Origin of the sequence: Streptomyces tailanensis (assembly GCF_008386495.1) — a bacterium.
Taxonomy (GTDB): Bacteria; Actinomycetota; Actinomycetes; order Streptomycetales; family Streptomycetaceae; genus Streptomyces; species Streptomyces tailanensis.
This window is the reverse complement of sequence record NZ_VTHJ01000057.1, coordinates 1-25,466: the sequence shown is the minus strand read 5'-3', so window position 1 is coordinate 25,466 and position 25,466 is coordinate 1. Positions and strand designations below refer to the sequence as shown.

Annotated in this window: 15 protein-coding genes; 4 read left to right on the top strand and 11 right to left on the bottom strand. The window is 71.8% G+C overall.

Annotated elements, in window-relative coordinates:
• Positions 1 to 25 precede the first annotated feature (25 nt).
• The 4 genes from F3T56_RS35150 to F3T56_RS35135 all read right to left on the bottom strand — a co-directional run bounded on the left by F3T56_RS35150 (position 26) and on the right by F3T56_RS35135 (position 9,007).
• Positions 26 to 1,438, bottom strand: coding sequence for a dipeptidase (locus F3T56_RS35150; protein ID WP_149829403.1), 1,413 nt, complete (start codon positions 1,436 to 1,438; stop codon positions 26 to 28).
• Positions 1,439 to 1,448: 10 nt separating this feature from the next.
• The gene (locus tag F3T56_RS35145) at positions 1,449 to 4,964 is read right to left on the bottom strand and encodes an ATP-dependent DNA helicase (protein WP_149829402.1); all 3,516 of its coding nucleotides are present in this window, start codon (positions 4,962 to 4,964) and stop codon (positions 1,449 to 1,451) included.
• Positions 4,965 to 5,020: 56 nt separating this feature from the next.
• Positions 5,021 to 8,392 carry an ATP-dependent helicase gene (locus tag F3T56_RS35140; protein ID WP_149829401.1) on the bottom strand — a complete coding sequence of 1,124 codons (3,372 nt, stop codon included), beginning with the start codon at positions 8,390 to 8,392 and terminating at the stop codon, positions 5,021 to 5,023.
• Positions 8,393 to 8,617: 225 nt separating this feature from the next.
• On the bottom strand, positions 8,618 to 9,007 hold the full coding sequence (locus F3T56_RS35135; protein WP_281291938.1) for an MGMT family protein: 390 nt from the start codon (positions 9,005 to 9,007) through the stop codon (positions 8,618 to 8,620).
• A 185-nt stretch (positions 9,008 to 9,192) separates the two neighbouring features.
• Here F3T56_RS35135 and F3T56_RS35130 point away from each other — a divergent pair, with 185 nt between their 5' ends.
• From F3T56_RS35130 to F3T56_RS35120, 3 genes are all read left to right on the top strand, one after another.
• Positions 9,193 to 12,027 carry a lysylphosphatidylglycerol synthase domain-containing protein gene (locus F3T56_RS35130; RefSeq protein WP_172639285.1) on the top strand — a complete coding sequence of 945 codons (2,835 nt, stop codon included), beginning with the start codon at positions 9,193 to 9,195 and terminating at the stop codon, positions 12,025 to 12,027.
• A 122-nt stretch (positions 12,028 to 12,149) separates the two neighbouring features.
• Complete coding sequence (locus F3T56_RS35125; RefSeq protein ID WP_149829398.1) at positions 12,150 to 13,700, top strand: alpha/beta hydrolase; 1,551 nt, start codon at positions 12,150 to 12,152, stop codon at positions 13,698 to 13,700.
• 117 nt (positions 13,701 to 13,817) lie between these two features.
• Positions 13,818 to 15,347, top strand: a complete 1,530-nt coding sequence (locus F3T56_RS35120) for an alpha/beta hydrolase (RefSeq protein WP_149829397.1) — start codon at positions 13,818 to 13,820, stop codon at positions 15,345 to 15,347.
• Positions 15,348 to 15,454: 107 nt separating this feature from the next.
• Here the strand turns inward: F3T56_RS35120 and moeZ are convergent, their stop codons facing one another.
• From moeZ to F3T56_RS35085, 7 genes are all read right to left on the bottom strand, one after another.
• Entirely contained in the window at positions 15,455 to 16,633 is a 1,179-nt protein-coding gene (gene moeZ / locus F3T56_RS35115) for an adenylyltransferase/sulfurtransferase MoeZ (RefSeq protein WP_149829396.1), read from the bottom strand.
• 63 nt (positions 16,634 to 16,696) lie between these two features.
• Entirely contained in the window at positions 16,697 to 17,446 is a 750-nt protein-coding gene (locus F3T56_RS35110; protein ID WP_149829395.1) for a spherulation-specific family 4 protein, read from the bottom strand.
• Positions 17,434 to 18,393, bottom strand: a complete 960-nt coding sequence (locus F3T56_RS35105; protein ID WP_149829394.1) for an NAD-dependent epimerase/dehydratase family protein — start codon at positions 18,391 to 18,393, stop codon at positions 17,434 to 17,436. Before F3T56_RS35105 ends, F3T56_RS35110 begins: the two co-directional genes overlap by 13 nt.
• A 200-nt stretch (positions 18,394 to 18,593) precedes the next feature.
• Positions 18,594 to 20,078: a hypothetical protein gene (locus tag F3T56_RS35100; protein WP_246204218.1), complete on the bottom strand. Its 1,485-nt coding sequence runs from the start codon at positions 20,076 to 20,078 to the stop codon at positions 18,594 to 18,596.
• Positions 20,075 to 21,886: a DUF3492 domain-containing protein gene (locus tag F3T56_RS35095; RefSeq protein ID WP_149829393.1), complete on the bottom strand. Its 1,812-nt coding sequence runs from the start codon at positions 21,884 to 21,886 to the stop codon at positions 20,075 to 20,077. Before F3T56_RS35095 ends, F3T56_RS35100 begins: the two co-directional genes overlap by 4 nt.
• Positions 21,887 to 22,077: 191 nt before the next feature.
• Positions 22,078 to 23,835, bottom strand: coding sequence for a DUF3152 domain-containing protein (locus tag F3T56_RS35090; RefSeq protein WP_425473699.1), 1,758 nt, complete (start codon positions 23,833 to 23,835; stop codon positions 22,078 to 22,080).
• A gap of 8 nt (positions 23,836 to 23,843) precedes the next feature.
• A complete protein-coding gene (locus F3T56_RS35085; RefSeq protein ID WP_149829391.1) occupies positions 23,844 to 24,971 on the bottom strand; it encodes an alpha/beta fold hydrolase in 1,128 nt (375 codons plus the stop codon).
• A 197-nt stretch (positions 24,972 to 25,168) separates the two neighbouring features.
• Here F3T56_RS35085 and F3T56_RS35080 point away from each other — a divergent pair, with 197 nt between their 5' ends.
• Positions 25,169 to 25,393: a hypothetical protein gene (locus tag F3T56_RS35080; protein ID WP_149829390.1), complete on the top strand. Its 225-nt coding sequence runs from the start codon at positions 25,169 to 25,171 to the stop codon at positions 25,391 to 25,393.
• Positions 25,394 to 25,466 lie beyond the last annotated feature (73 nt).

Genomic DNA, 25,466 nt, shown 5'->3' with positions numbered 1-25,466 from the left:
GTGCGCTGGGGCATGGGGGCCTTCTTCAGTGTGCCTCGCGAGGGCTTTCGGCCAGTTCGCCCCAGAGGTACGCGCTGGTCTCGACGCCCTTGAGGAGCAGATCGAGTTCGACCTTCTCGTTGGGGGCGTGCCAGCCGTCGGAGGGGACGGAGATGCCCAGGAAGAGCACGGGCGCGTCGAGGACTTCCTGGAGGTCAGCGGCGGGGCCGGAGCCGCCCTCGCGTGTGTAGCGGACCGGCTGCTGGAAGGCGCGGCCCATGGCGCGTACGACGGACCGCAGCGCCGGGTGGTCCAGGGGTGTCAGGCAGGGGCGGGTGGACCCGCTGAATGTGATCTCGTGCCGGATGCCGACGGGGATCCGCTCGGCCGTCCAGGAGCGGACCGCCTTCTCCATGTGGTCCGGGTCCTGCCCTGCCACCAGCCGGAAGGAGAGCTTCACCATCGCCGAGGACGGGATGATCGTCTTGCTGCCGGGGCCCTGGTAACCACCGCCGATGCCGTTGACCTCGGCGGTCGGGCGGGCCCAGACACGCTCCAGGGTGGTGTGGCCGGCCTCCCCGTATGTCGCTGTCGATTTGGCCGTGCGCAGCCACTGTTCCTCGTCGAAGGGCAGTTCCGCGAAGAGTGCGCGCTCGCGGTCGGTGAGTTCGACGATGCCGTCGTAGAAGCCGGGGATCGCCACGCGCGCGTGCTCGTCGTGCAGGGCGGCGACCAGGCGGGCGGCGGCGGTGGCCGGGTTGGGTATGGCGCCGCCGAAGGAACCGGAGTGGATGTCCTGGTCGGGCCCGTACAGCTGGATCTCGCACTCGGCGAGGCCGCGCATTCCGGTGCACACGGTGGGGGTGTCCTCGGCCCACATGCCGGTGTCGGAGACGACGACCGCGTCGGTGGCGAGCCGCTCGGTGTGCTCCTCGACGAGGGCTCTGAAGTGCGGGGAGCCGGACTCCTCCTCGCCTTCGATGAGCATTTTCAGGTGTACGGCGGGGGCGGTGCGGCCGGTGGCGGCGAGGTGGGCGCGGACACCGAGTGTGTGGAAGAACACCTGCCCCTTGTCTTCGGCCGCCCCGCGCGCGTGGAGGCGGTTTCCGCGGATCACGGGCTCGAACGGCTCGGTGTCCCAGCCATCCCCGCGGGCCGCGGGCTGCACGTCGTGGTGCCCGTAGACCAGGACCGTAGGAGCATCGGGGTCTTCGGAGGGCCATTCGGCGAAGACCGCGGGAGCACCCGGCGTCTCCCAGACCTCCGCCGTGGGAAACCCGGTCTCCTTGAGCTTGGCGGCGAGCCAGTCGGCACTGCGCCGTACGTCCGTCGTGTGCTCGGGCTGGGCCGACACCGACGGGATGCGCAGCCATTCCACGAGGTCGTCGAGGAAGGCGGCACGGTGGTTCTCGATGTACGTACGGACGACGCTGACGTCGCTGTCAACGGGGTGGCTCATGCTCACGAGCCTATCGGCCCGCACCGACATGCTCGTCCGGCGGTTCCTCGGCCGACAGTTCGGTCCCGGCGGCGCCCGCTTCCTCCAGCAGCAGCCGCTCCAGGGCGATCCGGTCGGGGAGGTCCTCAGGGCGTACGACGTCACCGGTGCGCACGTACAAGAACGTGGCTCTCACCGACTCCAGGGGCACACCTTGCTGCTCGGCCCAGGCGAGCCGGTAGAGGGCCAACTGGAGGGGGTCGGCAGTGCGGGTGCGGCTGGTCTTCCAGTCGACGATCTCGTACGTCGTCGTCCCGTCGCCGTCGTCGGTGTCCCGGTAGACGGCGTCAATGCGGCCGCGTACGACGCGCCCCGCGATGCCGAGTTGGAAGGGTGCCTCGACCCGGTACGGCGTGCGATGCGCGTACGGAGTGCGTTCGAAGGCGTCCTTGAGGGTCTCCAGGTCCAGTTCGTCGGCGATCTCGGTCTCGCTGCCCGGTAGCTCCTCGGGCTCCAGCATGGGTAGCCGCAGCTCCTCGAAACGGGCCTCGATCCACGCGTGGAAGCGGGTGCCACGGCGCGCGGCGGGCTGCGGGGGGCGCGGCATGGGGCGCGCGAGCTCCTGCGCGAAGCCGTCCGGGTCGGCTGCCAGGCGGACCACCTGTGACGCCGTGAGCGACGCCGGCAGGGGTACGTCGGTGACGGTCGCCCGGGACCGCAGGAGCTCACCGGTGAGGGCGTCCAGGTCACGGTCCCAGGAAGCGATGGCGCGGGCGTCCTCGGGGGTGAGGTCGGGTTCGGCGGGGTGGCGGCGGGCGTGCGGCACGGAAGGAGTGCGCTCGTCCTGTCCGGGGTGCGGCACGCGCGCGTGAGCGGGCTGCGCGGCGTCCGCCGGGCGGTCCGTCGTCCAGGAGTCCCAGTCGGAGGCGTCCTCTGCCGGGAAGTCCTCGGGCGGCTCGGGAAAGCCGTCCGGGTAGTCGTCCTCCGGCGGAGGCGGCCAGTCCGCGTCGTCGGTAGCACCCGGATGGGCCTCCTCGTGGGAGGCTGCGCCTTCCAGGTGGGCCAGTACGGTCTCGGCGGCCGCCCGGCGGCGGGCCAGGGCCGTGTCGTCCAGGGGGAGCGGCCAGGCGTGCTCGGCGGTCGACTCGTGCAGGGCGGGGTTCTCGGCGCCCTCCTCGGGTTCGTCGGCCCAGGCCTCGATCTCGCCGTATCCGGCGGCGCAGTGGTCGTAGAGGGCCTTGAGGAAGTCGGACGGGCCGCGTGGGCGTTTCTGGGACGGGCCCCACCAGTGGCCGGAGCCAAGGAGCAGGGAGCGGGGGCGGGTGAACGTGACGTAGCCGAGGCGGAGTTCCTCAGTGTGCTGGTGGTCCTTCATGGCCTCCTGGAAGGCCTTCAGGCCCCGGGAGTCCCATGCCTCGACGGCGGGGAGGGTGTCGGCGTCACCGCGCAGCTCGTGCGGGAGGACCCTGCCCTGGGCGGTCCACTTCTCGCGGCCCTGGCTGCTGGGGAAGGTGCCGGTGACCAGGCCGGGGACAGCGACGACGTCCCACTCCAGGCCCTTGGACTTGTGGGCGGTGAGTACCTTCACGGTGTTCTCGCCGCCGGGCAGGGCGTTGTCGAGGCCCTTCTCGTACTGGGCGGCCGTGCGCAGGAAGCCGAGGAAGGCGAGCAGGGAGGCCTCGCCCTCGCTGTTCGCGGCGAAGGAGGCGGCGATGTCCAGGAAGTTGGAGAGTGTCTCGCGGCGGCGGGCCGCCAGGGCGTGTGGGGACGCGGAGAGTTCCACTTCCAGGCCGGTGACGGCGAGCACCCGGTGCAGGACGTCCATGAGCGGGTCGGCGAGGGAGCGGCGCAGGTCGCGCAGTTCGGTGGCGAGGCGGGCGAACCGTACGCGCGCGTCCGGCGAGAACGGCAGCCCGTCGTCCTCCCCGTCGGCTTCGAGCGGCAGCTCCAGGAAGGTGTCGAGCGCGTCGGCGAGGGAGATCACCTCGGACGGGTCGACGCCCTCGACGGCGGCGGCCAGCCGGCGGTCCGGGTCGTCGTCGGCCTCCACGCGCGCGTGCGACACGAGTTGTCTGGCCCGGCGCCCCAGGAGGGCGAGGTCGCGGGGGCCGATGCGCCAGCGCGGGCCGGTGAGCAGGCGCACGAGGGAGGCGTTGGCGCCGGGGTCCTGGAGGACCTCGCAGACGGCGACGAGGTCGGCGACCTCGGGGAGGTGGAGCAGTCCGGAGAGGCCCACGACCTCGACCGGGATGTCGCGGGCGACGAGCGCACCCTGGATCTCGGCGAAGTCGGTGGCCGTACGGCACAGGACGGCGATGTCGCCGGGTTCCTTGCCGGTGCGCACGAGGTGGGCGATGGAGTCGGCGAGCCAGTCGAGTTCCTCGGCGTGGGTGGGCAGCAGGGCGCAGCGGACCACGCCGTCGCGTTCGACGCCGGGGGCGGGGCGGAGGGCCTCCACGCCCGCGTGCATGGCGCGCAGGGGTTCGGCGAGGCCGTTGGCGAGGTCGAGGAGGCGGCCGCCGCTGCGGCGGTTCTCGCTGAGTGACTGGCGCTCGGCCGCGCTGCCGTCCGTGTGCGCGAAGTGCTCGGGGAAGTCGTCGAGGTTGGCCACGGAGGCGCCGCGCCAGCCGTAGATCGCCTGGCAGGGGTCGCCGACGGCGGTGACGGGGTGGCCGGTGCCGCCGCCGAAGAGGCCCGCCAGGAGGACGCGTTGGGCCACGGAGGTGTCCTGGTACTCGTCGAGCAGGACCACACGGAACTCGTCCCGCAGGATGCGGCCGACCTCCGGTAGCTGCGCGAGAGTGGCCGAGAGGGCGATCTGGTCACCGAAGTCCAGGAGGTCACGCTCGCGCTTGGCCGCGCGGTATCGGCCCACCAGTTCGGCGAGTTCGCGCCGGGCCGCGGCCGCCTCGGGGACCTTGCGAAGGTCGGCGTTGGTGAGCTTGGCGCTCTCCAGGTCGCGCAGCAGTTCGGCGTCGTGGGCGCGCAGTTCCTCGGGTCGTACGAGGTGTTCGGCGAGTTCGGAGTCGAGGGCGAGGAGGTCGCTGACCAGGTCCGGAAAGGAACGGGTCAGCGCCGGGTACGGGCCCGGCGACTCGCGCAGCACCCGCGCGGCGAGTTGGTAGCGGGTGGCGTCGGCGAGGAGCCGGGAGGTGGGTTCCAAGCCGATGCGCAGGCCGTGGTCGGTGAGGAGGCGGCCCGCGAAGGCGTGGTACGTGGAGATGACCGGCTCGCCCGGCGGGTTGTCGGGGTCGATCACGTCCGGGTCGGTGATGCCCGCCTTGACGAGGGCCTTGCGTACGCGCTCGGCGAGCTCGCCCGCCGCCTTGTTGGTGAACGTCAGACCGAGCACCTGTTCGGGCGCGACCTGTCCGGTGCCGACCAGCCACACCACGCGCGCGGCCATCACCGTGGTCTTGCCCGACCCGGCTCCGGCCACGATCACCTGCGGGGCGGGCGGCGCAACGATGCAGGCCGTCTGCTCCGGGGTGAACGGGATACCGAGGAGCTCCTTGAGCTGCTCGGGATCGCTGATACGGGCGGACATTCCAGAGAGGCTAGCGCCGGCCACTGACAGCGGACGCGGTTCGCCCTCGGGCGGCCTCACTCGACCACGTGACGGCCCTCGGGGCGGGCACTGCACGACGCCCGGAACGCGCAGTGTGTGCAGTGTTGTCCCGTGGTCGGGGAAAAACGTTCGTCGAGGACCTTCCCCGCGGCGTTGGCGAGGAGGCCGCCGATCCAGTCGCCCTCCAATGGCCCCTGGGCCTGCACCTTGGGGAGCGTCTCACCACCGTTCTTCTTGGCGGCGCCCTGTCTCAGCTGGACGAGTTCGGCGCCGCCCTGTTCGGGTCGTACGCCGCCGAAGGGCTCGTCGACGGCCCCCTCGCGGACCGCGAGCTGGTAGACGGCGAGTTGGGGGTGGTGGTCCACTTCGGCGGCGGTCGGGGCCTGTTTGCCGGTCTTGAAGTCGACGACGTAGGCGCGGCCCTCGGTGTCGGCCTCGACGCGGTCCATGGAGCCACGGATGCGCACCTCGTAGTCGCCCGCTTCGAGGGTGACGTCGAAGTCGTGCTCGCTGGCCACCGGGGCGCGCCCCGTGCGATCCATGACGTGCCACTTCAGGAAGCGTTCGAGTGCCACGCGCGCGTGCTGCTTCTCCTGCTCCGACTTCCAGGGCGCGTCGAAGGCGAGCGCGTTCCACACGGAGTCGAGGCGCTCCATGAGGACGTCGAGGTCGGCGGGGGTGCGTCCGGAGGCAACCTCGTCGGCGAGGACGTGGACGACGTTGCCGAAGCCCTGGGCGGCGGTCGCGGGTGCGTCGGCCTTCACCTCGCGGCCCAGGAACCACTGCAGGGAACAGGTGTTGGCGAGCTGGTCGAGGGCGCTGCCGGAGAGCACGACGGGCTGGTCGCGGTTCCTGAGCGGAACCTTGCTCTCGGTGGGCTCGAACATGCCCCACCAGCGGTACGGGTGGGCCGACGGCACCAGCGGGCGACCGTCCTCGTCGCTCAGTGCGGCCAGCCGTGCCAGACGCAGGGCGGCGGCCTCGCGGAGGGCGTCCGACACGCGCGGGTCGACGGTTGTGGCGCGCAGTTCGGCGACGAGGGCGGCGACGGACAGCGGGCGGCGGGGGCGGCCGGTGACGTCCTTGGGCTCGACGCCGAGTTCGGTGAGGAAGCGGGAGGGCTGGTCGCCGTCGTCGGCGGGGGCTTTCACGGCGGTGACGACGAGGCGTTCACGCGCGCGCGTGGTGGCCACGTAGAACAGGCGGCGTTCCTCCGCGAGCAGCGCTCCCGGGGTGAGCGGTTCCGCGAGCCCGTCGCGGCCGATGCGGTCGGCCTCCAGGAGCGAGCCCCGGCGGCGCAGGTCCGGCCACAGTCCTTCCTGAACGCCCGCGACGACGACCAGGCGCCATTGGAGGCCCTTGGAGCGGTGCGCGGTCATCAGGCGTACGGCATCGGGGCGAACGGCTCTGCCGGTGAGCGTGTCGGCGGCGATGTCCTCGGCCTCGATCTCCGCCCAGAAGTTGAGGGCACCGAGGCCGCCGGTGCGTTCCTCCGCACGGGCGGCGGTGGCGAACAGCGCGCACACGGCGTCGAGGTCGCGGTCCGCGTTGCGTCCGGCCGCACCGCCGCGCCGGGCGGCCCGCTCCAGGCGCCGGGGCCACGGGGTGCCGTCCCACAGCTCCCACAGCGCCTCCTCGGCGGTGCCGCCTCCCGCGAGGCACGCGCGTGCCCGGCGCAGCAGCGCGCCGAGCCGTTGGGCGCCCCGCGCGTACACCGGGTCGTGCACTGCCAGCCGCTCCGGCTCGGCCAGCGCGCGTGCCAGCAGTTCGTCCGAGGGCGGCGGTACGGGGTTGCCGCCGGCCCGCTCCTCCTCGCGGAGGGCGCGGCCGAGGCGCCGCAGGTCGGCGGTGTCCATGCCGGCCAGTGGGGAGGCGAGAAGGGTGAGCGCGGTTTCGGTGTCGAGCCAGGAAGGCTGCTGCTCGCGCGAGCCGGACAGCTCGTGGGGTTCGCCCGGCTCCGCGCCCGCTTCGGGCACCTCAGCCGCGCCAGCCACCTCAGCCGCGCCGGTCACCGACTCCGCCCTCGCCACCGCCCGAAGCGCCGTCAGCAGTGGCTGTACGGCCGGTTCGTGGCGCAGCGGCAGGTCGTCGCCGTCGATCTCCAGGGGTACGCCGGCGGCGGTGAGCGTGCGGCGCATCGAGGGGATGGTACGGGCGCCCGCACGCACCAGGACGGCCATGTCGCCCCAGGGGACACCGTCCTCCAGATGGGCCCGGCGCAGGATGTCCGCGATGTTGTCCAGCTCGGTGCCCGAGGTCGGGTACGTGTAGACCTCGGTGTTGCCGCCGTCCCGTACCGGCCTCAGCTCGCGGTGGGCCCGTACCTTCTCCGCCGGGAGGCGGGTCAGCGGCATGCGCTGGGTGAGCAGGCGGGTGGCGGCGAGCAGGGCGGCTCCCGAGCGGCGGGAGGTCCTGAGGACCGCGACCGGTGCCGGGCGGCCGTCCACGCGCGGGAAGGCGACCGGGAACTCCAGGATGCCGTTCACGTCGGCGCCCCGGAAGGTGTAGATCGACTGGTCGGGGTCGCCGAACGCGACCAGGGTGCGGCCGCCGCCCTCGAGGGCCCTCAGCAGGCGTACCTGCGCGGGATCGGTGTCCTGGTACTCGTCGACGTAGACCGCGTCGTACCGGGCGGCCAACTGCTCGGCGACACCGGTGCGGCCGGCGAGGAGCACCGCGCGGTGCACCAGTTCCGCGTAGTCGATCACTCCTCGCATGTCGAGGACGTCGAGGTACTCGGCGAGGAAGGCCGAGGCGGCGAGCCAGTCCGGGCGGCCGCTGCGGGCGGCGAATTTCCGCAGGTCGCCGGGGGCCAGGCCCAGTTCGCGGCTGCGGGCGAGGACCGCGCGGACCTCGTCGGCGAACCCGCGCGTGGTGAGGCAGGCACGCAGCTCATCGGGCCAGCGCACATGGGCGAGGCCCAGGCGCTCCAGGTCGGGTTGGCCCGCGAGCAGCTCACGGACCGCCACGTCCTGTTCGGGGCCGGACAGCAGTCGCAACGGTTCGACGAACAGGTCGCTGTCCTGGTGGGCGCGGACCAGGGCGTAGCAGAACGAGTGGAAGGTGGTGGCCTGCGGAGCGCGGGCCGCGCCCATGCGCAGCGCCATGCGGTCGCGCAGTTCCACGGCCGCCTTGCGGCTGAAGGTCAGGACGAGGACGCGCTCGGGATCCGCGCCGCGGGCGATGCGGGCCGCCACCGACTCGACGAGCGTGGTCGTCTTGCCGGTGCCCGGACCTGCGAGAACGAGCAGTGGGCCGGTCTCGTGGTCAACCACCCCGCGCTGCTCGGCGTCCAGACGAGGGGGGTCTGTTCGGACCGGTGGGGTACGCACCAGTCGGTAAGCGCCACGGCTCCCCTGCCGCACCTGGGTGTGCGACAGGCGCCTGGTGGAGGAAGAGGAGCTCACGTGGTTCGCCGGTCCTGGTGGGTGTGCCGTTTGTCACTGAGGGGGACACGTGCAGCCGACGCTACGCCGACGGGTGGAGCGGAAGCAGGACTTCCTCTTGTTCCCTCCCGACTCGCGCGGCACCCGCGTCCCTCGCCCCACGAACGTACGGCATACCACCGACGTGCCCCGCTTCCCCCGTACGGAGCAGGGGTCGCATCCCGGGGCGCGGGATGGCGGAAGCTGTCAGGTGTGACCCTCCGCGCGTTCGCCACCGCCCCCTACCGCGCGTTCGCCGCCGTCCCATCGCGCGCGTCTCATGTCGATGCGCGGCACATGGCCCTCGGCGGAGCGGCTCGCCTCGCGCAGCGGTGTGCCCTCCGCGCGGTAGTGGCCGAGGGCTCTCAGTTCGTGGCCGGGGAGCAGGGCGCCGTCCGCGCGGACGACCCGCCACCACGGCACCGCTCCTCCGTAGAGGGCCATCACGCGGCCCACCTGGCGCGGGCCGCCCTCCCCCAGCCATTCGGCGACGTCCCCGTACGTCATGACCCGCCCGGGCGGGATCAGCTCGGCGACCTCGAGGACCCGCTCCGCGTACTCCGGCAGGGCATCCACCGGAAGGCTCTCCTCGCTCATCCGCCCCATCCTGCCGCACCCCACCGACAATGGGAGGTGGCGACCGACGCGTGCGTCCCTCGCCCCGGGGACGGTCTTCGGGCAGACTGTGCGCCCCCGCATTGCACCCTGATGCCCCTGTGTGCCCGCCGGGCATGCCACCATCGTGCGGGCGGTGACTGGTGATACGAGACCACGAAGAGACGATGAAGCAGCAGAGCGTGCACCCCGATGACGCGGCGGGCACCTCTGACGCCTCGTCGCGCCCGGACACCGCCGACACCACTCCGGACACTGCCGACGGGGACGACAAGGGCACGGAACCCGCCTCCCGGAAGAACCCAGAAACCGCCCCACCCTCCTGGAAAACGCCCTCCCCCAAGACGGCCGATAAGACACCTGAAAGCAAGAAACCGCAGGTCGGGCAGCGCGAGGACAACCCGGACTACGCCCATGCCGACGAGGTCGAGGGCGACGAACCGCTGCTCCCCGCGCGCGTGCACCGTCCCTCCGACCTCATGCGGCTCTCGGTCGGCATCCTCGGGGTCATCGTCCTGCTGGCGATCGCCGCGTTCGCGCACGGCACCACCTCGGGGCTCGAGCAGGACATCAACAAGGGGACAGGGCAGGCGCCCGACCTGTTGATCAAGCTCGCGGGCCTCGGGTCGAGCATCGCGATCCTGCTGGTGCCGGTCGCCTTCGCGATCGAGCGGCTGATCAAGCGGGACGGACTGCGCATCGCCGACGGTGTCCTCGCGGCGGTCCTGGCCCACGGGGTGACGCTCGCGACCGACCTCTGGGTCGCCCGAGCCGCCCCCGACTCGATCCAGGAGGCGCTCACCCAGCCCTCCCCCGGTGACATCAACGCCCTCACGGACCCCGTGCACGGCTATCTGGCGCCGGTCATCGCGTACATGACCGCCGTCGGCATGTCCCGCAGACCTCGCTGGCGCGCGGTGCTGTGGATCGTGCTGCTGCTGGACGCCTTCTCGATGCTGGTCGCCGGCTACACGACACCGTTCTCCATCATCCTGACGGTGCTGATCGGCTGGACCGTCGCCTACGGGACGCTGTACGCGGTCGGCTCACCGAACGTACGGCCCACGGGACGGACGCTGATGGCGGGCCTCAGGCGCGTCGGCTTCAAGCCGGTCAGCGCGGCCCGCGAGGATGCCTCGGACACGGCGGAGGGCGGCGACCGGGGCCGCCGGTACTTCGTGACCCTGGAGGACGGCCCACCGCTGGACGTCACCGTGGTCGACCGGGAGCAGCAGGCTCAGGGCTTCTTCTACCGGGTCTGGCGGCGGCTGACGCTGCGCGGCATCACCACGCGCCGCAGCCTGCAGTCCCTGCGCCAGGCCCTGGAGCAGGAGGCCCTCCTCGCGTACGCGGCCATCGCGGCCGGCGCCAACGCGCCCAAGTTGATCGCGACCTCCGAGCTCGGGCCGGACGCCGTCATGCTCGTCTACGAGCACTCCGGCGGGCGCACCCTGGACTCGCTGGCGGACGAGGAGGTCACCGACGAACTGCTGCGCGACACCTGGCTCCAGGTGAAGGCCCTGCAGTCGCGGCGCATCGCACACCGCAGGCTGGTGGGCGACGCGATCCTGGTGGATCGTTCCGGCACGGTGATCCTCACCGATCTGCGCGTCGGCGAGATCGCGGCCGGCGATCTGGTGCTGCGCATGGACGTCTCCCAGCTGCTGACGACGCTGGGCCTGCGCGTGGGTGCCGAGCGTGCGGTGGCCTCGGCGGTGAGCGTGCTCGGGCCCGACCTGGTGGCCGGCTGCCTGCCGATGCTGCAGCCCATCGCGCTGTCGCGCTCCACACGCGCGACCCTGCGCAGGCTGGCCCGGGAGCGGGCGGCACGCCAGCGTGAGGCAGTCCTGGAGGCGTCCCAGCTGGCCAAGCAGGCCCGCGCGGAGGAGCACAAGGAGGCCGCCGAGCCCGGCAAGGCCGACAAGAAGGCCGTACGCGCCGAGCAGCGGGCCCAGAAGCGGACGATCGACGAGGCCCTGGAGGGCGCCCGCGAGGAGGACCTGCTCACCCAGATCCGCCACCAGGTGCTGCTGATCAGGCCCCAGGCACCGGTCGAACCGGCCCGTCTGGAACGGGTCAAACCGCGCACACTGATCAGTCTCATCGCCGGTGCCATCGGCGCGTACTTCCTGCTGACCCAGCTCACCCACATCAAGTTCGGGCCGCTCATCGAGAACGCCGAGTGGGGCTGGGTCGCCGCGGCCGTGTTGTTCTCGGCGTTGAGCTACGTCGCGGCGGCGATGGCCCTGCTGGGCTTCGTACCGGAACGGGTGCCGTTCCTGCGGACGGTGGTCGCGCAGGTCGCCGGGTCGTTCGTGAAGATCGTGGCGCCGGCCGCGGTGGGCGGCGTGGCGCTCAACACGCGCTTCCTGCAGCGCGCGGGGGTGCGGCCGGGGCTCGCGGTGGCGAGTGTTGGCGCGTCGCAGCTGTTCGGGCTCGGCTGCCACATCCTGATGCTGCTCGCCTTCGGCTATCTGACCGGCACCGAGAAGACGCCGTCCCTGTCACCGTCCCGCACCGTGATCGCGGGCCTGTTGACGGTCGCGGTGCTCGTCCTGGTGGTGACGTCGATCCCGTTCCTGCGCAAGTTCGTCGTCACGCGCGTGCGGTCGCTCTTCGCCGGTGTCGTGCCGCGCATGCTCGACGTGCTCCAGCGGCCGCAGAAGCTGGTCACCGGCATCGGTGGCATGCTGCTGCTCACCGGCTGCTTCGTGATGTGCCTGGACGCCTCGATCCGCGCCTTCGGCAACGAGACCGCGTCGATCAGCATCGCCAGCGTCGCCGTCGTCTTCCTAGCGGGCAACGCGCTGGGGTCCGCGGCGCCGACGCCGGGCGGCGTGGGCGCCGTCGAGGCCACCCTGACGTTCGGTCTGACCGCCGTGGGGCTCCCCTTGGAGGTCGCCGCTCCCGCGGTGCTGCTGTTCCGACTGCTGACCCTGTGGCTGCCCGTGCTGCCGGGATGGCTTGCCTTCAACCAGCTGTCGCGCAAGGGCGCACTCTAGAGGGGCGTACGCGCGCGTACCGGCCGACTGTGCCTCACGCGCGCGTGAAGGCGCGTCCTGTGCCTCACCCGCACGGCCCGCGCCCCGAGCGCACCGCTCCGAGCGGCTCCAGGATGGGAGCCATGTCCACCTCGTCCCGGCTGCGTGCCGTCGCCCTGACCGCCACCGCCGTCCTGCTGTCCCTGTCGGGGGCGGGCTGCGGCGGCGAGGCCAAGGGCGGGGACGAAGATCTGACGGCCCAGAAGCTCCGCTGGGAAACGTGCCCGGCGCCGTCGGCGTCCGAGGGCGGCGGTACCGCCCCCTCCCCACTGCCCGACGGCGACGTCTGGGAGTGCGCGACCATGAAGGTACCCCTGGACTGGAGCGAGCCCGAGGGCGACACAATCCGCATCGCGCTGATCCGTGCCCGATCGAGCGGCGCGCGGAACGAACGCATCGGCTCGCTCGTCTTCAACTTCGGCGGCCCGGGCGGCTCGGGCGTCAAGACCCTCCCCAGCTTCGGCGAGCAGTACGCGAAGCTGCGCACCCGCTACGACCTGGTGAGCTTCGATCCACGCGGCGTCGGCCGCAGCGCGGGCGTCAAGTGCGAGGACGACGAGCAACTCGACGAGTACTTCCAGCAGGACCTGACACCGGACGACGCGGCCGAGCGGACGGAGTTCCTTGACAACACGAAAGCGTTCAACGCGGCCTGCGAGAAGAACTCCGAGAAGACCCTGCCGTACGTCCGCACGACCGACGCCGCCCGCGACATGGACCTCATGCGCCGGGTGCTCGGCGACGACAAGATGCACTACTTCGGCATCTCCTACGGCACCGAACTCGGCGGCGTCTACGCCCACCTGTTCCCCAAGAACGTCGGACGGGCGGTGTTCGACGCGGTCGTCGACCCCACACAGAACCCCGAGCAGGGGTCCCTCGGACAGGCCAAGGGCTTCCAGCTCGCCCTCGACAACTACGCGCGGAACTGTGTGGAGAAGAAGGAGGGCTGCCCGGTCGGCGACAGCGCGCAGGACGTCGAGGACCGGATCAGAAAGCTGCTGAAGGACCTCGACAGCAAGCCGATCCGCGGCATCTTCCCTCGCGAGCTGACCGAGTACGCCGCGACCACCGGCATCGCCCAGGCCCTGTACTCGCAGGACTTCTGGCCGTATCTGACCCAAGGACTCGAGCAGGCGTACAACGGGGACGGCCGGCTGCTGATGCTGATGTCCGACCTGATGATCGGGCGCGGCGAGAACGGCGAGTACAGCAACCTCAGCGCGGCGAACGTCTCCATCAACTGCGCGGACGAGAAGCCGCGGTACACCGCCGAGGACGTGGAGGCGAAGCAGGCCGCATTCCGGGCCGCCTCTCCCGTCTTCGGTGACTGGCTTGCCTGGTCCATGCTCACCTGCACCGGCTGGGCGGTCCCCGGCGCGGCCGACCACCCCGACGTGAGCGCGCCCGGCTCGGCACCGATCCTTGTGATCGGCAATACGGGCGATCCGGCCACGCCGTACGAGGGCGCGCGGAAAATGGTCGAGGCACTCGGTGAGGGAGTCGGCGTCGAGCTGACGTACAAGGGGCAGGGGCACGGTGCGTACGGCAGCGGGAATGCCTGCGTGCGGGCGGCCGTGAACGGCTATCTGTTGGCGGGGAAGGTACCGAGAGTCGGCACCGTCTGCGCATGAAATCGCAGGTCAGAAAGTTATCCACAGGCCGCATCGCCGTTTCCGGCAGTCCGCATACCATGGCATGACTGTCATTCACGACATGCGGCGAGCGGTATCGCGAGGGGGGAAGTGTTCATGACGCGATTTCTACGGGGAGCGGCTCTGGCCGCGGCGGTGCTGCTGGTCGCCGGTTGCAGCGGCGGCACGGACGACGGGGCAAGCGACGGGAAGAACGATGGAAAGGACGGCGCAGAGGCGTCGGCCTCATCCTCGCTCGCCTCGCAGCAGCTCGACTGGGGGCGCTGTAAGGCCACATCGGATGGGCCCGCGCCGGGCGACGACTGGCAGTGCGCGACGATGAAGGTCCCTCTGGACTACGCGAAGCCCGACGGGGAGACGATCGGGCTCGCGCTGATCCGGAGCAAGGCGACCGGCGACGAGAGCGAACGTCTCGGCTCGCTGCTGTTCAACTTCGGCGGCCCGGGCGGTTCCGGCATCTCCATGATGCCGTCGTACGCCGGCGTCACGGGCGAACTGCACAAGCGGTACGACCTGGTGAGCTGGGATCCGCGCGGGGTCGCCGGGAGCGAGGGCGTGCGCTGCCGCAGTGACAAGGAGATCCAGGCGGCCGAGTCGGTGGACGCCACACCGGACGACGCCGGCGAGGAGACGGCCTTCTTCGAGGACGCGGCCGACTTCGGCGCGGGCTGCGAGAAGGCGGCGGGCAAGCTGATGGCGCATGTCTCGACCGCCGAGACGGCCCGCGACATGGACCTCATGCGCCAGGTCCTCGGCGACGACAAGATGCACTACTTCGGCATCTCGTACGGCACCGAACTGGGCGGCGTCTACGCCCACCTGTTCCCCAGGAACGTGGGACGCCTGGTGCTGGACGCGGTCGTCGATCCGACCGCCGACGCGGTCGGCCACGCCAAGAACCAGACCCTGGGCTTCCAGCGCGCCCTCGACAACTACCTCAAGTCCACCGGCCAGGACCCGGAAGAGGGCACAGAGAAGATCGCGAACCTGCTGGAGCGGATCGACGCCGAGCCGCTGTCGACGACATCGGGCCGCGAGCTCACCCAGTCGCTGGCGACCACCGGCATCGTCCTGCCGCTCTACAGCGAGCAGAGCTGGCCGGCTCTGACCAGCGCGCTCGACGCGGCCGAGGACGGGGACGGCACCGAGCTGCTCTCACTCGCCGACGGCTACAACGAGCGCGACGCCTTGGGCCGTTACGGCACGACGACCCACTCCCAACGGGTCATATCGTGCTTGGACCAGAAGCAGCGGCCGACGTCCGAGGAGACGAAGAAGCTGCTGCCGGAATTCCGGGAGATCTCGCCCGTCTTCGGCGAGTTCCTGGGCTGGGACACCGCGGGCTGGTGCCACGACTGGCCGGTGGCGGGGCAGACCGACTCCCCCGAGGTGAGCGCACCGGGAGCGGAGCCCGTCCTGGTGGTGGGCAACACCGGGGACCCGGCGACACCGTACGAGGGTGCCCAGAAGATGGCGGAGGAACTGGGCGAGGGCATCGGCGTGGTGCTCACCTGGAAGGGCGAGGGCCATGGGGCGTACGGCAGCGGCAGCAGCTGTGTCGACACGACGGTGAACGCGTATCTGCTGGATGGGACGGTGCCGAAGGACGGCAGGGTCTGCGCGTAGGCGTCGCCGCAGCCAGGCGCGTAGGCGGTGCGGCAGCCGAGAGGGGCCCGGCACGTGTGATGCCGAGCCCCTCTCGGGAAGGCGTGTCCCTATGGGAGGGAGGGTGCCTAGTAGACCGGCTTGTTCGGCTCGATCTGGTTGACCCAGCCGATCACGCCGCCGCCGACGTGGACGGCGTCGGAGAAGCCGGCCGACTTGAGGACGGCGAGGACCTCCGCACTGCGGACACCCGTCTTGCAGTGCAGGACGATCTTCTTGTCCTGCGGGAGGCTCTCCAGGGCGGTGCCCATGAGGAACTCGTTCTTCGGGATCAGCCTGGCGCCCGGGATGGAGACGATCTCGTACTCGTTGATCTCGCGGACGTCGATGATGTCGATGTTCTCACCGTCGTCGATCCACTCCTTGAGCTGCTTGGGAGTGATCGTCGCGCCGGCGGCCGCCTCCTGGGCCTCCTCGGAGACGACGCCGCAGAAGGCCTCGTAGTCGATGAGCTCGGTGACAGTCGGGTTCCCGCCGCAGACCGCGCAGCCCGGGTCCTTGCGGACCTTGACCTGGCGGTACTGCATCTCCAGGGCGTCGTAGATCATCAGTCGGCCGACGAGGGGCTCGCCCGTGCCGGTGAGGACCTTGATGGCCTCGGTGACCTGGATGGAGCCGATGGACGCGCACAGCACTCCCAGGACGCCGCCCTCGGCGCAGGAGGGGACCATGCCCGGCGGCGGGGGCTCCGGGTAGAGGCAGCGGTAGCAGGGGCCGTACTCGGACCAGAAGACGGAGGCCTGGCCGTCGAAGCGGTAGATCGAGCCCCAGACGTACGGCTTGTTCAGCAGCACGCAGGCGTCGTTGACCAGGTAGCGGGTCGCGAAGTTGTCCGTGCCGTCGACGATCAGGTCGTACTGGCTGAAGATGTCCATCACGTTCTCGGCCTCGAGCCGCTCTTCGTGAAGGATCACGTTCACGTACGGGTTGATGCCGAGGACGGAGTCGCGCGCGGACTCGGCCTTCGAGCGGCCGATGTCGGCCTGGCTGTGGATGATCTGGCGCTGCAGGTTCGACTCGTCGACCTCGTCGAACTCCACGATGCCGAGCGTCCCGACGCCCGCCGCGGCGAGGTACATCAGCGCCGGCGAGCCCAGGCCGCCGGCGCCCACACAGAGCACCTTGGCGTTCTTCAGCCGCTTCTGCCCGTCCATCCCGACATCGGGGATGATCAGGTGGCGGGAGTACCTGCGGACCTCGTCTACGGTGAGCTCGGAAGCGGGCTCGACCAGGGGTGGCAGCGACACGGGGACTCCGTTGGTCGGTCAATCACTACAGTTGTTCTCCCCGTAACACTGCCACGCCCTTTTTCATTCCGAGACACCCGTTCCAACCAGCGAGACGATTTCGTCCCAGTAGCCGGGCATCGTCTCCCAGGGGTCGATCCGGCCACCGCGATCGGTGCGGTCGGTGAAGTAGATCGTGGCGGCGCCCTGCCAGCGGGCTATCCGCAGCGCCTCGTCGAGGTGACCGCGGGGGACGCCGTGGACGAGGTGGCAGAAGCGCTCGGGCGGATGGTCGGCGGTCCACTCGGCCGCCTGCGACCAGCGGTAGTCGCTCCAGGACCCGGAGAAGGTGACCAACTGGTCGGCGGTCTCGGCATATCCGGGGTGCGGGTGGGTGCCATGGCCGAGGACGAGGTGGCCGCCGCCGAGGAACGCGCGGAGTGTGGTGACCGTGCGGCCGATCTCGGGGAGTGTGGAGCGCTCGGTGGGGCAGCGGTCCAGGAGATAGCCGTCGACCTGATACCAGTCGAGGTAGCGGTGCGCGTCGGCGACGATCTCGCCGAAGGCGCGCGCCCCGTAGGTCAGGTCCAGGTGGCCGAGGACCCGGACGCCCGCGTTGCGCAGCCGTCCCGAGGCCTCCAGACAGCGCGGGTCGGGAAGGATCCCGGGGCCGTCGGAGACGTTCAGGACGACCCAGTGCAAGGGGGTGCCGGGACGGGTGAGTTCGTCCCATTCCAGCGGAGCGACAAGGGGGTGCGCATAGCCGGGTATACCGAAGCCGACGCTTAAGCCGGTGCTCGCGGTGCCCGGTGCGGCCGGGGTCAGATACGGCACGCCGCCTCCATCCAGATGTCGGCGAGGGACTCCTCGAGGTTGATCCGGGGCCGCCAGCCGAGCCGGTCGCGGGCGGTGCGGACGTCGGCCTGCTGCCAGCTGCCACAGCCGTCCGGGTAGGGGTAGGCGACCGGAGCCGCGTGGTCCGGTTCGGGGCGGGGGTGACCGATGGTCGGCCTGAGGGTGCCGGGCGGGGCGTCGAGTTCGTGCAGGGCGCCGCCGTATCCGGCCACGCGGGCGAGGACGGCCGCGGCGTCGCGGAGGCGCACGGCACGGCCGGAGCCGATGTTGATCACGCCCTGGGCGGCGGAGAGCGAGGCGGCGTGGACGGCGCGGGCGACATCGCGTACGTCGACGAAGTCGCGCTGGACGCCGAGGCCGCCGAGTTTGAGTTCGCCGTCGCCGGACTGCATGGCGCGGCGCATAGCCTCGGCGAGGCGGCCGAGCGGCGAGCCGGCGGGGGTGCCGGGCCCGGCGGGCGAGAAGACGCGCAGGACCACGGCGTCCAGGCCGGAGCCGAGAACGAGTTCGGTGGCGGCGAGTTTGCTCACGCCGTACGGGCCGCCGGGGCGGGGCACGGCGTCCTCGGCGGTGGACGACCCGGGCTGGCTGGGGCCGTACTCGGCGCCGCAGCCGATCTGCACCAGGCGCGCTCCGCAGCCGCTGCGGCGGAGGGCCTCGCAGACTGTGGCGACGGCGACGGTGTTGTGCCGGGCGAGTTCGCGGGCGCCGCCGCGGGTCGCTCCGGCGCAGTTGACGACGACGCCGGGGTGCACCGCGTCCAGGAAGCGGGTGAGCGCGCCGGGGCTGCCGGTGGCGAGGTCGAACCGTACGTCGGCGTCGTCGCCCCGGCCGAGCGCGGTGAGCTGCACGGCGGGGTCGGCGAGCAGGCGTTCGGCGACGAAACGGCCGAGATATCCGTTGGCTCCGATCAGCAGGACCCTCATCGGGCGGCTCCCGGGGCGGGCTCTCCGGTTCGGGAGGTGATCATCTGGTGTTCTCCTTAGGGGTGGTGCCGTGAGTGATGAGGTGGGCCCGCAGTGTCGGCCCCGCGGGAGGGTTCGCTCGGGACGGAGGTCCCGTGCATCGGTCGGACTGGGCTTCGGGCTGCGGTGTGGGGCGCGCCGCGACGAAGACCGAGATGGGATCAGGTGTCCTCCGAGGGCAGGGCGTGGGCCGAAGCCCGGGTGAGTGTGCGGGTGGCGTGGACGAGCAGGACGAGCGCGGCGGTGCCGCACACCAGGGTCGGGACGGCGCCGGGGCCCCAGGCAGCGACGACGGTCTCGACGGGGACGGCGAGAAAGGAGTAGCCGGGCAGGCGGCTCGCGAAGACCGTGACCAGTGCGAACGCCTCGGTCAGGGATGCCGTGCAGAGGACGACAGCCGGGGCGTGCGCGGAGCCGTGCGCGGTGAGCAGGCGGGCGAACAGGAGCAGTGCCCCAAGGGCGCCGGCCCCGGCGTGTGCGGCGGGCTCGTCCAGGAGCGCGCCGCACAGGGCGAGCAGAGCGGCCAGGGCGCACATATAGAGAACGAACACGCCGAGGAGCAGGGGCCTGACGGAGTCGGCGAACTCGGCGAGACCCCGGCTGGCGGCGAGTTTGCGGCGGGCCCGTACGGAGAGGAGGTGGGCGCACCAGATCGCGGGGGCGCAGGCCAGGGCAAGGCCCAGGACAGGTGCGGCGGCGAGGGGCCAACGGCCGTGGGGGCCGTCGTCGAGACCGGCGGCCAGCAGGCCGTCACCGAGGAGGGCGTACGCGATCAGCCAGCAGGTCCACCACGCGCGCGTACGGCTCCTCGTACCGGACGGGGCACGCAGCGGCCCTCGCCCGAGGGCCACGCGCAGACCGAGCGTCACCGCGAGGGCGCCGATTGCGGCGACGGCGGCCACGACACGCGGCTGGCCTTCGACGAGCCGCACCCCCGCCACGGCCGCCGCGCACAGGGCGCCCGGCAGCAGGGCGAGCACGGCCCAGCCCCGGCCCGCGCCGGGCGCACCGGGCACCGGATCGCGCTCGGGGGGCGTCTCCCCGTCGCGGGGCACGCGCGCGTACATCTCCTCGGCGAGCGAGAACACGTCCCGGTGCCGGAAGCGGGCAGCCGTACGGTCGGTGACACCGTGCGCCTCCAGCCCGGCGGCGATCTCCAACGGATCGACGGCCCGCTCACACAGTTCCCGGTGCCGATGCATCAGAGCCTTCACCGGGTCCACGGCCCCGCGGCGGAGGGCGGGCTTGGAGGTGGCCGCGGCGAGGCTTTCGCCGCCGACCTTGGGGCTTGGGGCTGCGGATTCGGGTGGAGCCGGGTCGAGTTCGGCGGTGGGGTCGGGGGCCGGATCGAGTGTGGCCGTGGGGTCGGGGGCCGGATCGAGTGTGGCCGTGGGGGGTGGCGCGAGTTTCCCTCCGGACGCGGGCCCTGCGCCGGAACCGGCAGAAGCCTCCGCAGCGGGCTCATCCGCCGGGCCACGCAAGGCCTTCACACCGGGTGAGGAGGCCGGGCCGCGCGAAGCCCGCGCACCGAGCGCGCCCTCCAAGCCAACCCCATCCAGCCCACCGGCCCCGTCCAACTCATCCGGCTCATCGAGCTCGTCCAGGCCATCCAGCTCGTCCAGTCCATCCAACCTCAGCTCGCTCATCGCGCCCCCTCCCCCGCGGGCACCGGCTCCCCGGTGGCCGTCGCCGGAGGGACCGGAGGCACCCCCGTGGCGCGGGCCGGGGTGGTGGCCCGTACGGGCTCGCCGAGGGCCCAGCGAGGGCGGCCGGTGACGAGTCCGAGGCCCGCGACACCGGCCACCCCGGCGACGCCGAGGCTCCCCGTCACCAGCCGGGACTCGGTCCAGCGGCCGGGAACACGGGACTCGGCGGGGGCTCCGAAGGGCAGGGGTTCGCCGGTGTCGTCCAGGACGAGCTTGCGTACCGGGGCGCGGGAGACGACCTCGAGGTAGATGCCACGAAATGCCGCGACGTTCTGCTCGACGGTGAAGAGTTCCAGGGCGCGGGATCGCGCGGCGGCGCCTAGGCGCGCACGGCGCTCGGGTGCACGGAGGAGCGCCACGCACGCCTCGGCGAGCGCCCGCGGATTGCGCGGCGGGACGACGAGTCCCGTACCGCCGATGACCTCCACGACCGCGCCCACATCCGTGGAGACCGTGGGCCGGCCGCAGAACATCGCCTCGACCAGGCTGATCGGAAAGCCCTCGACAACGCTCGACAGCACCACCACGGCACCCGCCGCGTATGCCTCCGCCAGGTCGGGGACGGCCGGGTCGCCGATCTCCTCGAAGGAGACGGGGTTGTCGCCGACGGCGTGCACGCCGTCCGCCTCGTCGGGGAAGAGCTGTGCGGCCAGGGTTTTGCAGTGGCCGAGATAGGCGGCTCCCTCGCCGCCCGCCGCCGCCCCGACGATCCTGAGCCGCGCCTTGGGCTCGGCCCTGCGGATCTCGGCGAAGGCGTGCAGCAGGGAGATCAGGTCCTTGGTGGGTTCGATCCGGCCGACCCACACCAGCGTGTGCGGATCCGAGCATTCCGGAGCTTCGCCCACCTCCGCGAAGCGGGACGCGTCCATGCCGGGATAGACCGTACGGATCTTGGTGCGGTCGGCGCCGCAGCGTTCCTGCCAGCGCCGGGCATGGGTGTTGCCGGGGGTGAGGCAGGTGGCCTGCCGGTAGACCTCGACGGTCAGGTGTCGGTGGAAGGCCGCGAGCAGGGCGCGCACCGGCGCGTCCCCGGAGGCCCCGAGGTAGTGCGCCCGAAGCGGCACGCCGTACTCGGTGACCAGCAGCGGCACCTCATGGAAGTGCCGGGCCAGCAGCCCGGGCAGTGCCGCCGTGCCGCCCGCCGCCGCGTGGCACAGGTCGACCGAGCCGAGCCCGTCGTCCTCGTACCAGTCGAGCGAGAGGGGGCGCAGGGCGCGTTCGAGGTGTGCGGCGACGGTCAGCAGATCCGGTACGCGAGCCTCGCGCGCCGCCCGCAGCCCGCCCGGCGCGCGACAGGCGCGTTCCAGTGCGCGTACGGCGACTTCGGAGCGCAGGGCGCCGGCCAGTCCGCCCTCGTCGCGGGCCAGTTCGGCGAGCGCGTACAGCGCGTTGCCGAAACGGTCCGCCTCGGCTTCGGAGCCACCCCCGGCGGCTTCCCCGGCCAGCCCGCCCGCCCTCGCGGTGCACACCGCCGCCGCCAGTTCGCCGTACGCCTCCGCGAAGCGCCGCCGCGCCCGGCGGCCGTGGGCGACCCCGCCGTCCTCGGCCCTCCACAGCGGCGCGGTACGGACCCGGCGGACATGCGACGGCAGCGGGATCCACCCCTCGTCCTCCTGCCGCTCGCTCCGACTGAGCGCGTAGACGTCCAACTCGTGTCGCTCCAGCCCACGCACGAGTCGGTCGCACCAGAGCCTGGCGTCACCACTCACATACGGATAGCCACCCTCCGTAAGCAGTCCGATGCGCACGCGTGCACCCCCGATCTCCCGTTTGGGGAGCCGCCGTTCACCCGGCGGCTCGCAGCGGGACGAACGTATGCGGACAAGGCGGTGGCGCGACGGACGGTTGTCCATCGCGCCACCAAAAGGGGTGAACGGGCGTAACTTTCGCTAGCGGAACGCGTTTGGTCGCGCTAAGGAATCAAGCGATCACATCGCGCTCAACTCCCGGGATACGGCCAGGGATTGGCCTTGCACGTGATCCCCTTGTAGGTGAGGAACTTGCTCTGCTGCTGCATGACGGGAGCCAGCTCGCCGTCCTTGTCACAGGTCACATGGCCTTTGCCGAGGCGATGGCCGATCTCGTGATTGATCAGCATCTGCCGGTACGCGTGAATCTGATCGCCGTACGTCTCCGCCCCCTGCGCCCAGCGATACGCGTTGATCATCACGCGCTCGGTGGCGGCCGAGTCGCAGGACACGTTGTCCACGGTCGTGTCGAGGTCCGACTTGGCGCACCAGACGGCGGTGGTGCCCGGACTGGCCAGCGTGATCACGAAGTCGGGCTCGCCCGAGGAGATCCGCTCGAACGTACGGCCACCGCCGTGCGCCCAACTCCGCTCGTCATTCAGGGTCTTCTGCACGGCCTCGGCGAACAGCTCCGCGTCGAGCCCGAGCCCCTCCTCGACGTCGACGCGGTAGCGGTACTTCTGCCCCGTACCCGGCGCCTTGTCGAAGCCCATGACGGCCGCGAACTTCCCGCTTCCCTCCAGGTCCGCAGCGAGCGTGTACTTCTTGTCCATCTCCTCGTCGTACGACAGCGGAGCCGCACTCGGGCTCGGCGTGCTGGACGGCGTGGGCCGGCTGTCACTGCGCGAGGTGTCGCGCACGTCACGGTCATCGGTGCCGGCGGCCTGCGACTGCGTGGCGGTGCCGTTCTGCCCGCCCACGAACTGTCCGCCCACAATGACGGCCAGCACGGTGGTGACAGCGGCGGCCGCGATCCCGGTGAACGCCTTGCCCTTGCCACCCTTGGCCGTCTCCTTGCCCTCGGAAGGCGCCTCGGGCGGCGCCTTCTCCTCGACAGCCGTCTCGGCCTGTACGTCGGCGTCGGCACCTGTGGTGACGCGGTGGGCCGTGCCGGGCCCGAAGACGTCGTCGACCTCACCGAAGGCGTCCAGGTAAGCCTGCCGGGGACCACCGGCGGGCGGGGCCTCCCGCCGCTGCCGGGGAATGGGAACGCGCGGACCGGGACGCTCACCAGGCACGCCGTTCGGGGCCCCCGAAGGAGCCCCGTGCGTCACGCCCTGCCCGGCAGCAGCCGACCACCCGTCACCGCCCAACTGCCCCCAGCTCCCGCCCCCTTCACGCTGCTCGGGGTGACCACCACGGCTCTGAGGGAAGCCCGGGGCGGGGGTGCCGTCGGGAAGACGGGGGAAGCCGTGCGCGGGCGTCCCGTCAGGGAAACGCGGTACCCCATGAGCCGGGGTGCCGTCAGGAAATCGCGGCATCCCGTGAGCCGGCGTGCCATCGGGAAAACGAGGGAAACCATGGGCCGGCGTCCCGTCAGCAAAACGCGGGCCCCCCTGTGCGGGCGCGCCGCCGTTGAAGCGCGGCATCCCGTGTCCGGGAGTCCCGTCGTACATGCGGGGCACCCCCCGCGCAGGCGTGTCGTCCGGCGGTCGGGGCACCCCCTGACGCGGAGCACCGCCAAGCCCGCTGGTCGTGCCCTGAGCAGGTGGCCCCATGGCGCCCCGAGGTGCTGGCCCGCCGGCCCCCGGAGCCGGTGGCCCCGTCGCGCCCCGCGGCATCGGTCCGCCTGTGCCCGGGGTCCCGGCATCGGCCGGAGTCCCAGGTCCGCCCGGTGGCCGTGGCGCCGCCGTCCGGCGGTTGCCCGGTCCGGCGATTGTCGCCCGGGCCGCCCTTATGTCGTTTGTTTCGCCTTTCGGGGCCCGCCCCTTGCGGCTGTGCCGTCCCACGCCGCGCCTCAGCTCCCCACACCGGGGGGAGAGCCCGTGACGGACCCTCCCGCGGCGAAATCGTCACCGTCGGCCGAGCCGCTTCCGCCCACCGAGCCACCCGCACCCGGCGAGCCACCCCCGCGGACCGCCACCGGATCCGCAGCCGGATCCGCGCCGGCCACGCCCTCCGCGTCGTTCGACTTCCCCGTGTCGGCGAGCAGTTCGCGGAATGCTCCGGCGACCGCCTCCGGGTACTCCATCATCGCCACATGCCCCGCCTCGGGCAGCGTGACCAGCCGGGAGTCGCGGAAGGTACGGGCGGCTCGCTGGGCCATGCGGTAGGAGACGAGCTGGTCGCGGCGGCCGTAGACGAGGAGGGTCGGCGCGAGGACGCGCTCGGCCTGGCGCCAGAGCGAGTGCTGCCCGCCCAGGGTGTACGCGTCCACGAGGCCACGGGCGGACCGCGTCAACGCGTCCCAGAAATACGGAAGCTGGAGCCGTCGCTCCATCTCCTCCACCGCGTTGCGGAAGGCTTCCTCCGTGACGCGCGCGGGGTCGCCGTAGCAGAGCGCCATCACACCTCGTACGCGCTGCTCGGCGGACCAGCCCCGGGTGAAGCGGGTGAAGAGGCCCGCCACACCCGGCAGGGCCAGCAGCCCGGTCGGTACGGCGGTCCGCTGCACGCGGAGCTCCGGCAGGGCGGGCGACACCAGGGTCAGCGTCCGGACGAGATCGGGGCGCAGGGACGCGACGCGGGTCGTGACCGCGCCGCCGAGGGAGTTGCCGAAGAGGTGCACGGGCCCGCGTTCCGCCGCGTCGAGATGACGGATGACCGCGCGCGCGTGTGCCGTGACCGAGTAGTTCCCGTCGTCCGGCGGCGGCGAGTCGCCGAAGCCGGGCAGGTCGACCGCCTCACCGGCCACGTGCTCGTCGAGCAGCGGCATCAGCGACGACCAGTTCTGCGAGGAACCGCCCAGTCCGTGCACGAACAGGGCGGGCGGCAGATCCTCGCGCGCCGGCGGTCTCGACCGCACCGTCAGCGTGATCCCCGGCAACCGTACCGACCGCAGCCGCTCGCCGGGCGCCACACGCACAGCACTCGCCTTCGGTGACGCTGTGGCGGTCAGCACGGACGGCAACTCGGTCGAAGACATGCGGCAATGTTACGAGACGATCACGCAGTGGTTCATGTGTTCGCCGTCACAGGTCGCATCACAAATCAGCCACGCATCAGTGGGTACCGGGGCGCGGAAGCGGTCTCCGCAGACGGCGGAAGCAGTCACCACCGGACCGCATAGCGCCACGATCGACTGTCTCCTAGGCTCGTAGGTACCAGGAAGGGGAAACCACGATGGCCGTTGACCCGACCGATCCCGAGACTTTCACCGAGACCGAGGACGATTCCGTGGAACTCGACGACGTCGAGGCTCCCGAGGCCGACTCCGCCGAGCAGCACAAGAAGGTCACCCCGGACCAGGACGAACCACTGACCGACGTGGACCGCGACGCCGCCAACGAGGCCGATCTCGTGGAACAGTCCCGAGTGGTCTCCCTCGACGAGGACGACTACCGGTGACGTGGCCCCTAGGGCCTGTTCTGAGTTGAGATCACGGGATCGGTCATTCCCGCTTCAGGAGGGCGCTGGCTGC

Excerpts from the sequence above, each read along its gene's own strand:
- F3T56_RS35150 (WP_149829403.1), bottom strand. The coding sequence starts at position 1,438 with ATGAGCCACCCCGTTGACAGCGACGTCAGCGTCGTCCGTACGTACATC.
- F3T56_RS35145 (WP_149829402.1), bottom strand. The coding sequence starts at position 4,964 with ATGTCCGCCCGTATCAGCGATCCCGAGCAGCTCAAGGAGCTCCTCGGT.
- F3T56_RS35135 (WP_281291938.1), bottom strand. The coding sequence starts at position 9,007 with ATGAGCGAGGAGAGCCTTCCGGTGGATGCCCTGCCGGAGTACGCGGAG.
- F3T56_RS35130 (WP_172639285.1), top strand. The coding sequence starts at position 9,193 with ATGAAGCAGCAGAGCGTGCACCCCGATGACGCGGCGGGCACCTCTGAC.
- F3T56_RS35125 (WP_149829398.1), top strand. The coding sequence starts at position 12,150 with ATGTCCACCTCGTCCCGGCTGCGTGCCGTCGCCCTGACCGCCACCGCC.
- F3T56_RS35120 (WP_149829397.1), top strand. The coding sequence starts at position 13,818 with ATGACGCGATTTCTACGGGGAGCGGCTCTGGCCGCGGCGGTGCTGCTG.
- F3T56_RS35105 (WP_149829394.1), bottom strand. The coding sequence starts at position 18,393 with ATGAGGGTCCTGCTGATCGGAGCCAACGGATATCTCGGCCGTTTCGTC.
- F3T56_RS35100 (WP_246204218.1), bottom strand. The coding sequence starts at position 20,078 with ATGAGCGAGCTGAGGTTGGATGGACTGGACGAGCTGGATGGCCTGGAC.
- F3T56_RS35085 (WP_149829391.1), bottom strand. The coding sequence starts at position 24,971 with ATGTCTTCGACCGAGTTGCCGTCCGTGCTGACCGCCACAGCGTCACCG.
- F3T56_RS35080 (WP_149829390.1), top strand. The coding sequence starts at position 25,169 with ATGGCCGTTGACCCGACCGATCCCGAGACTTTCACCGAGACCGAGGAC.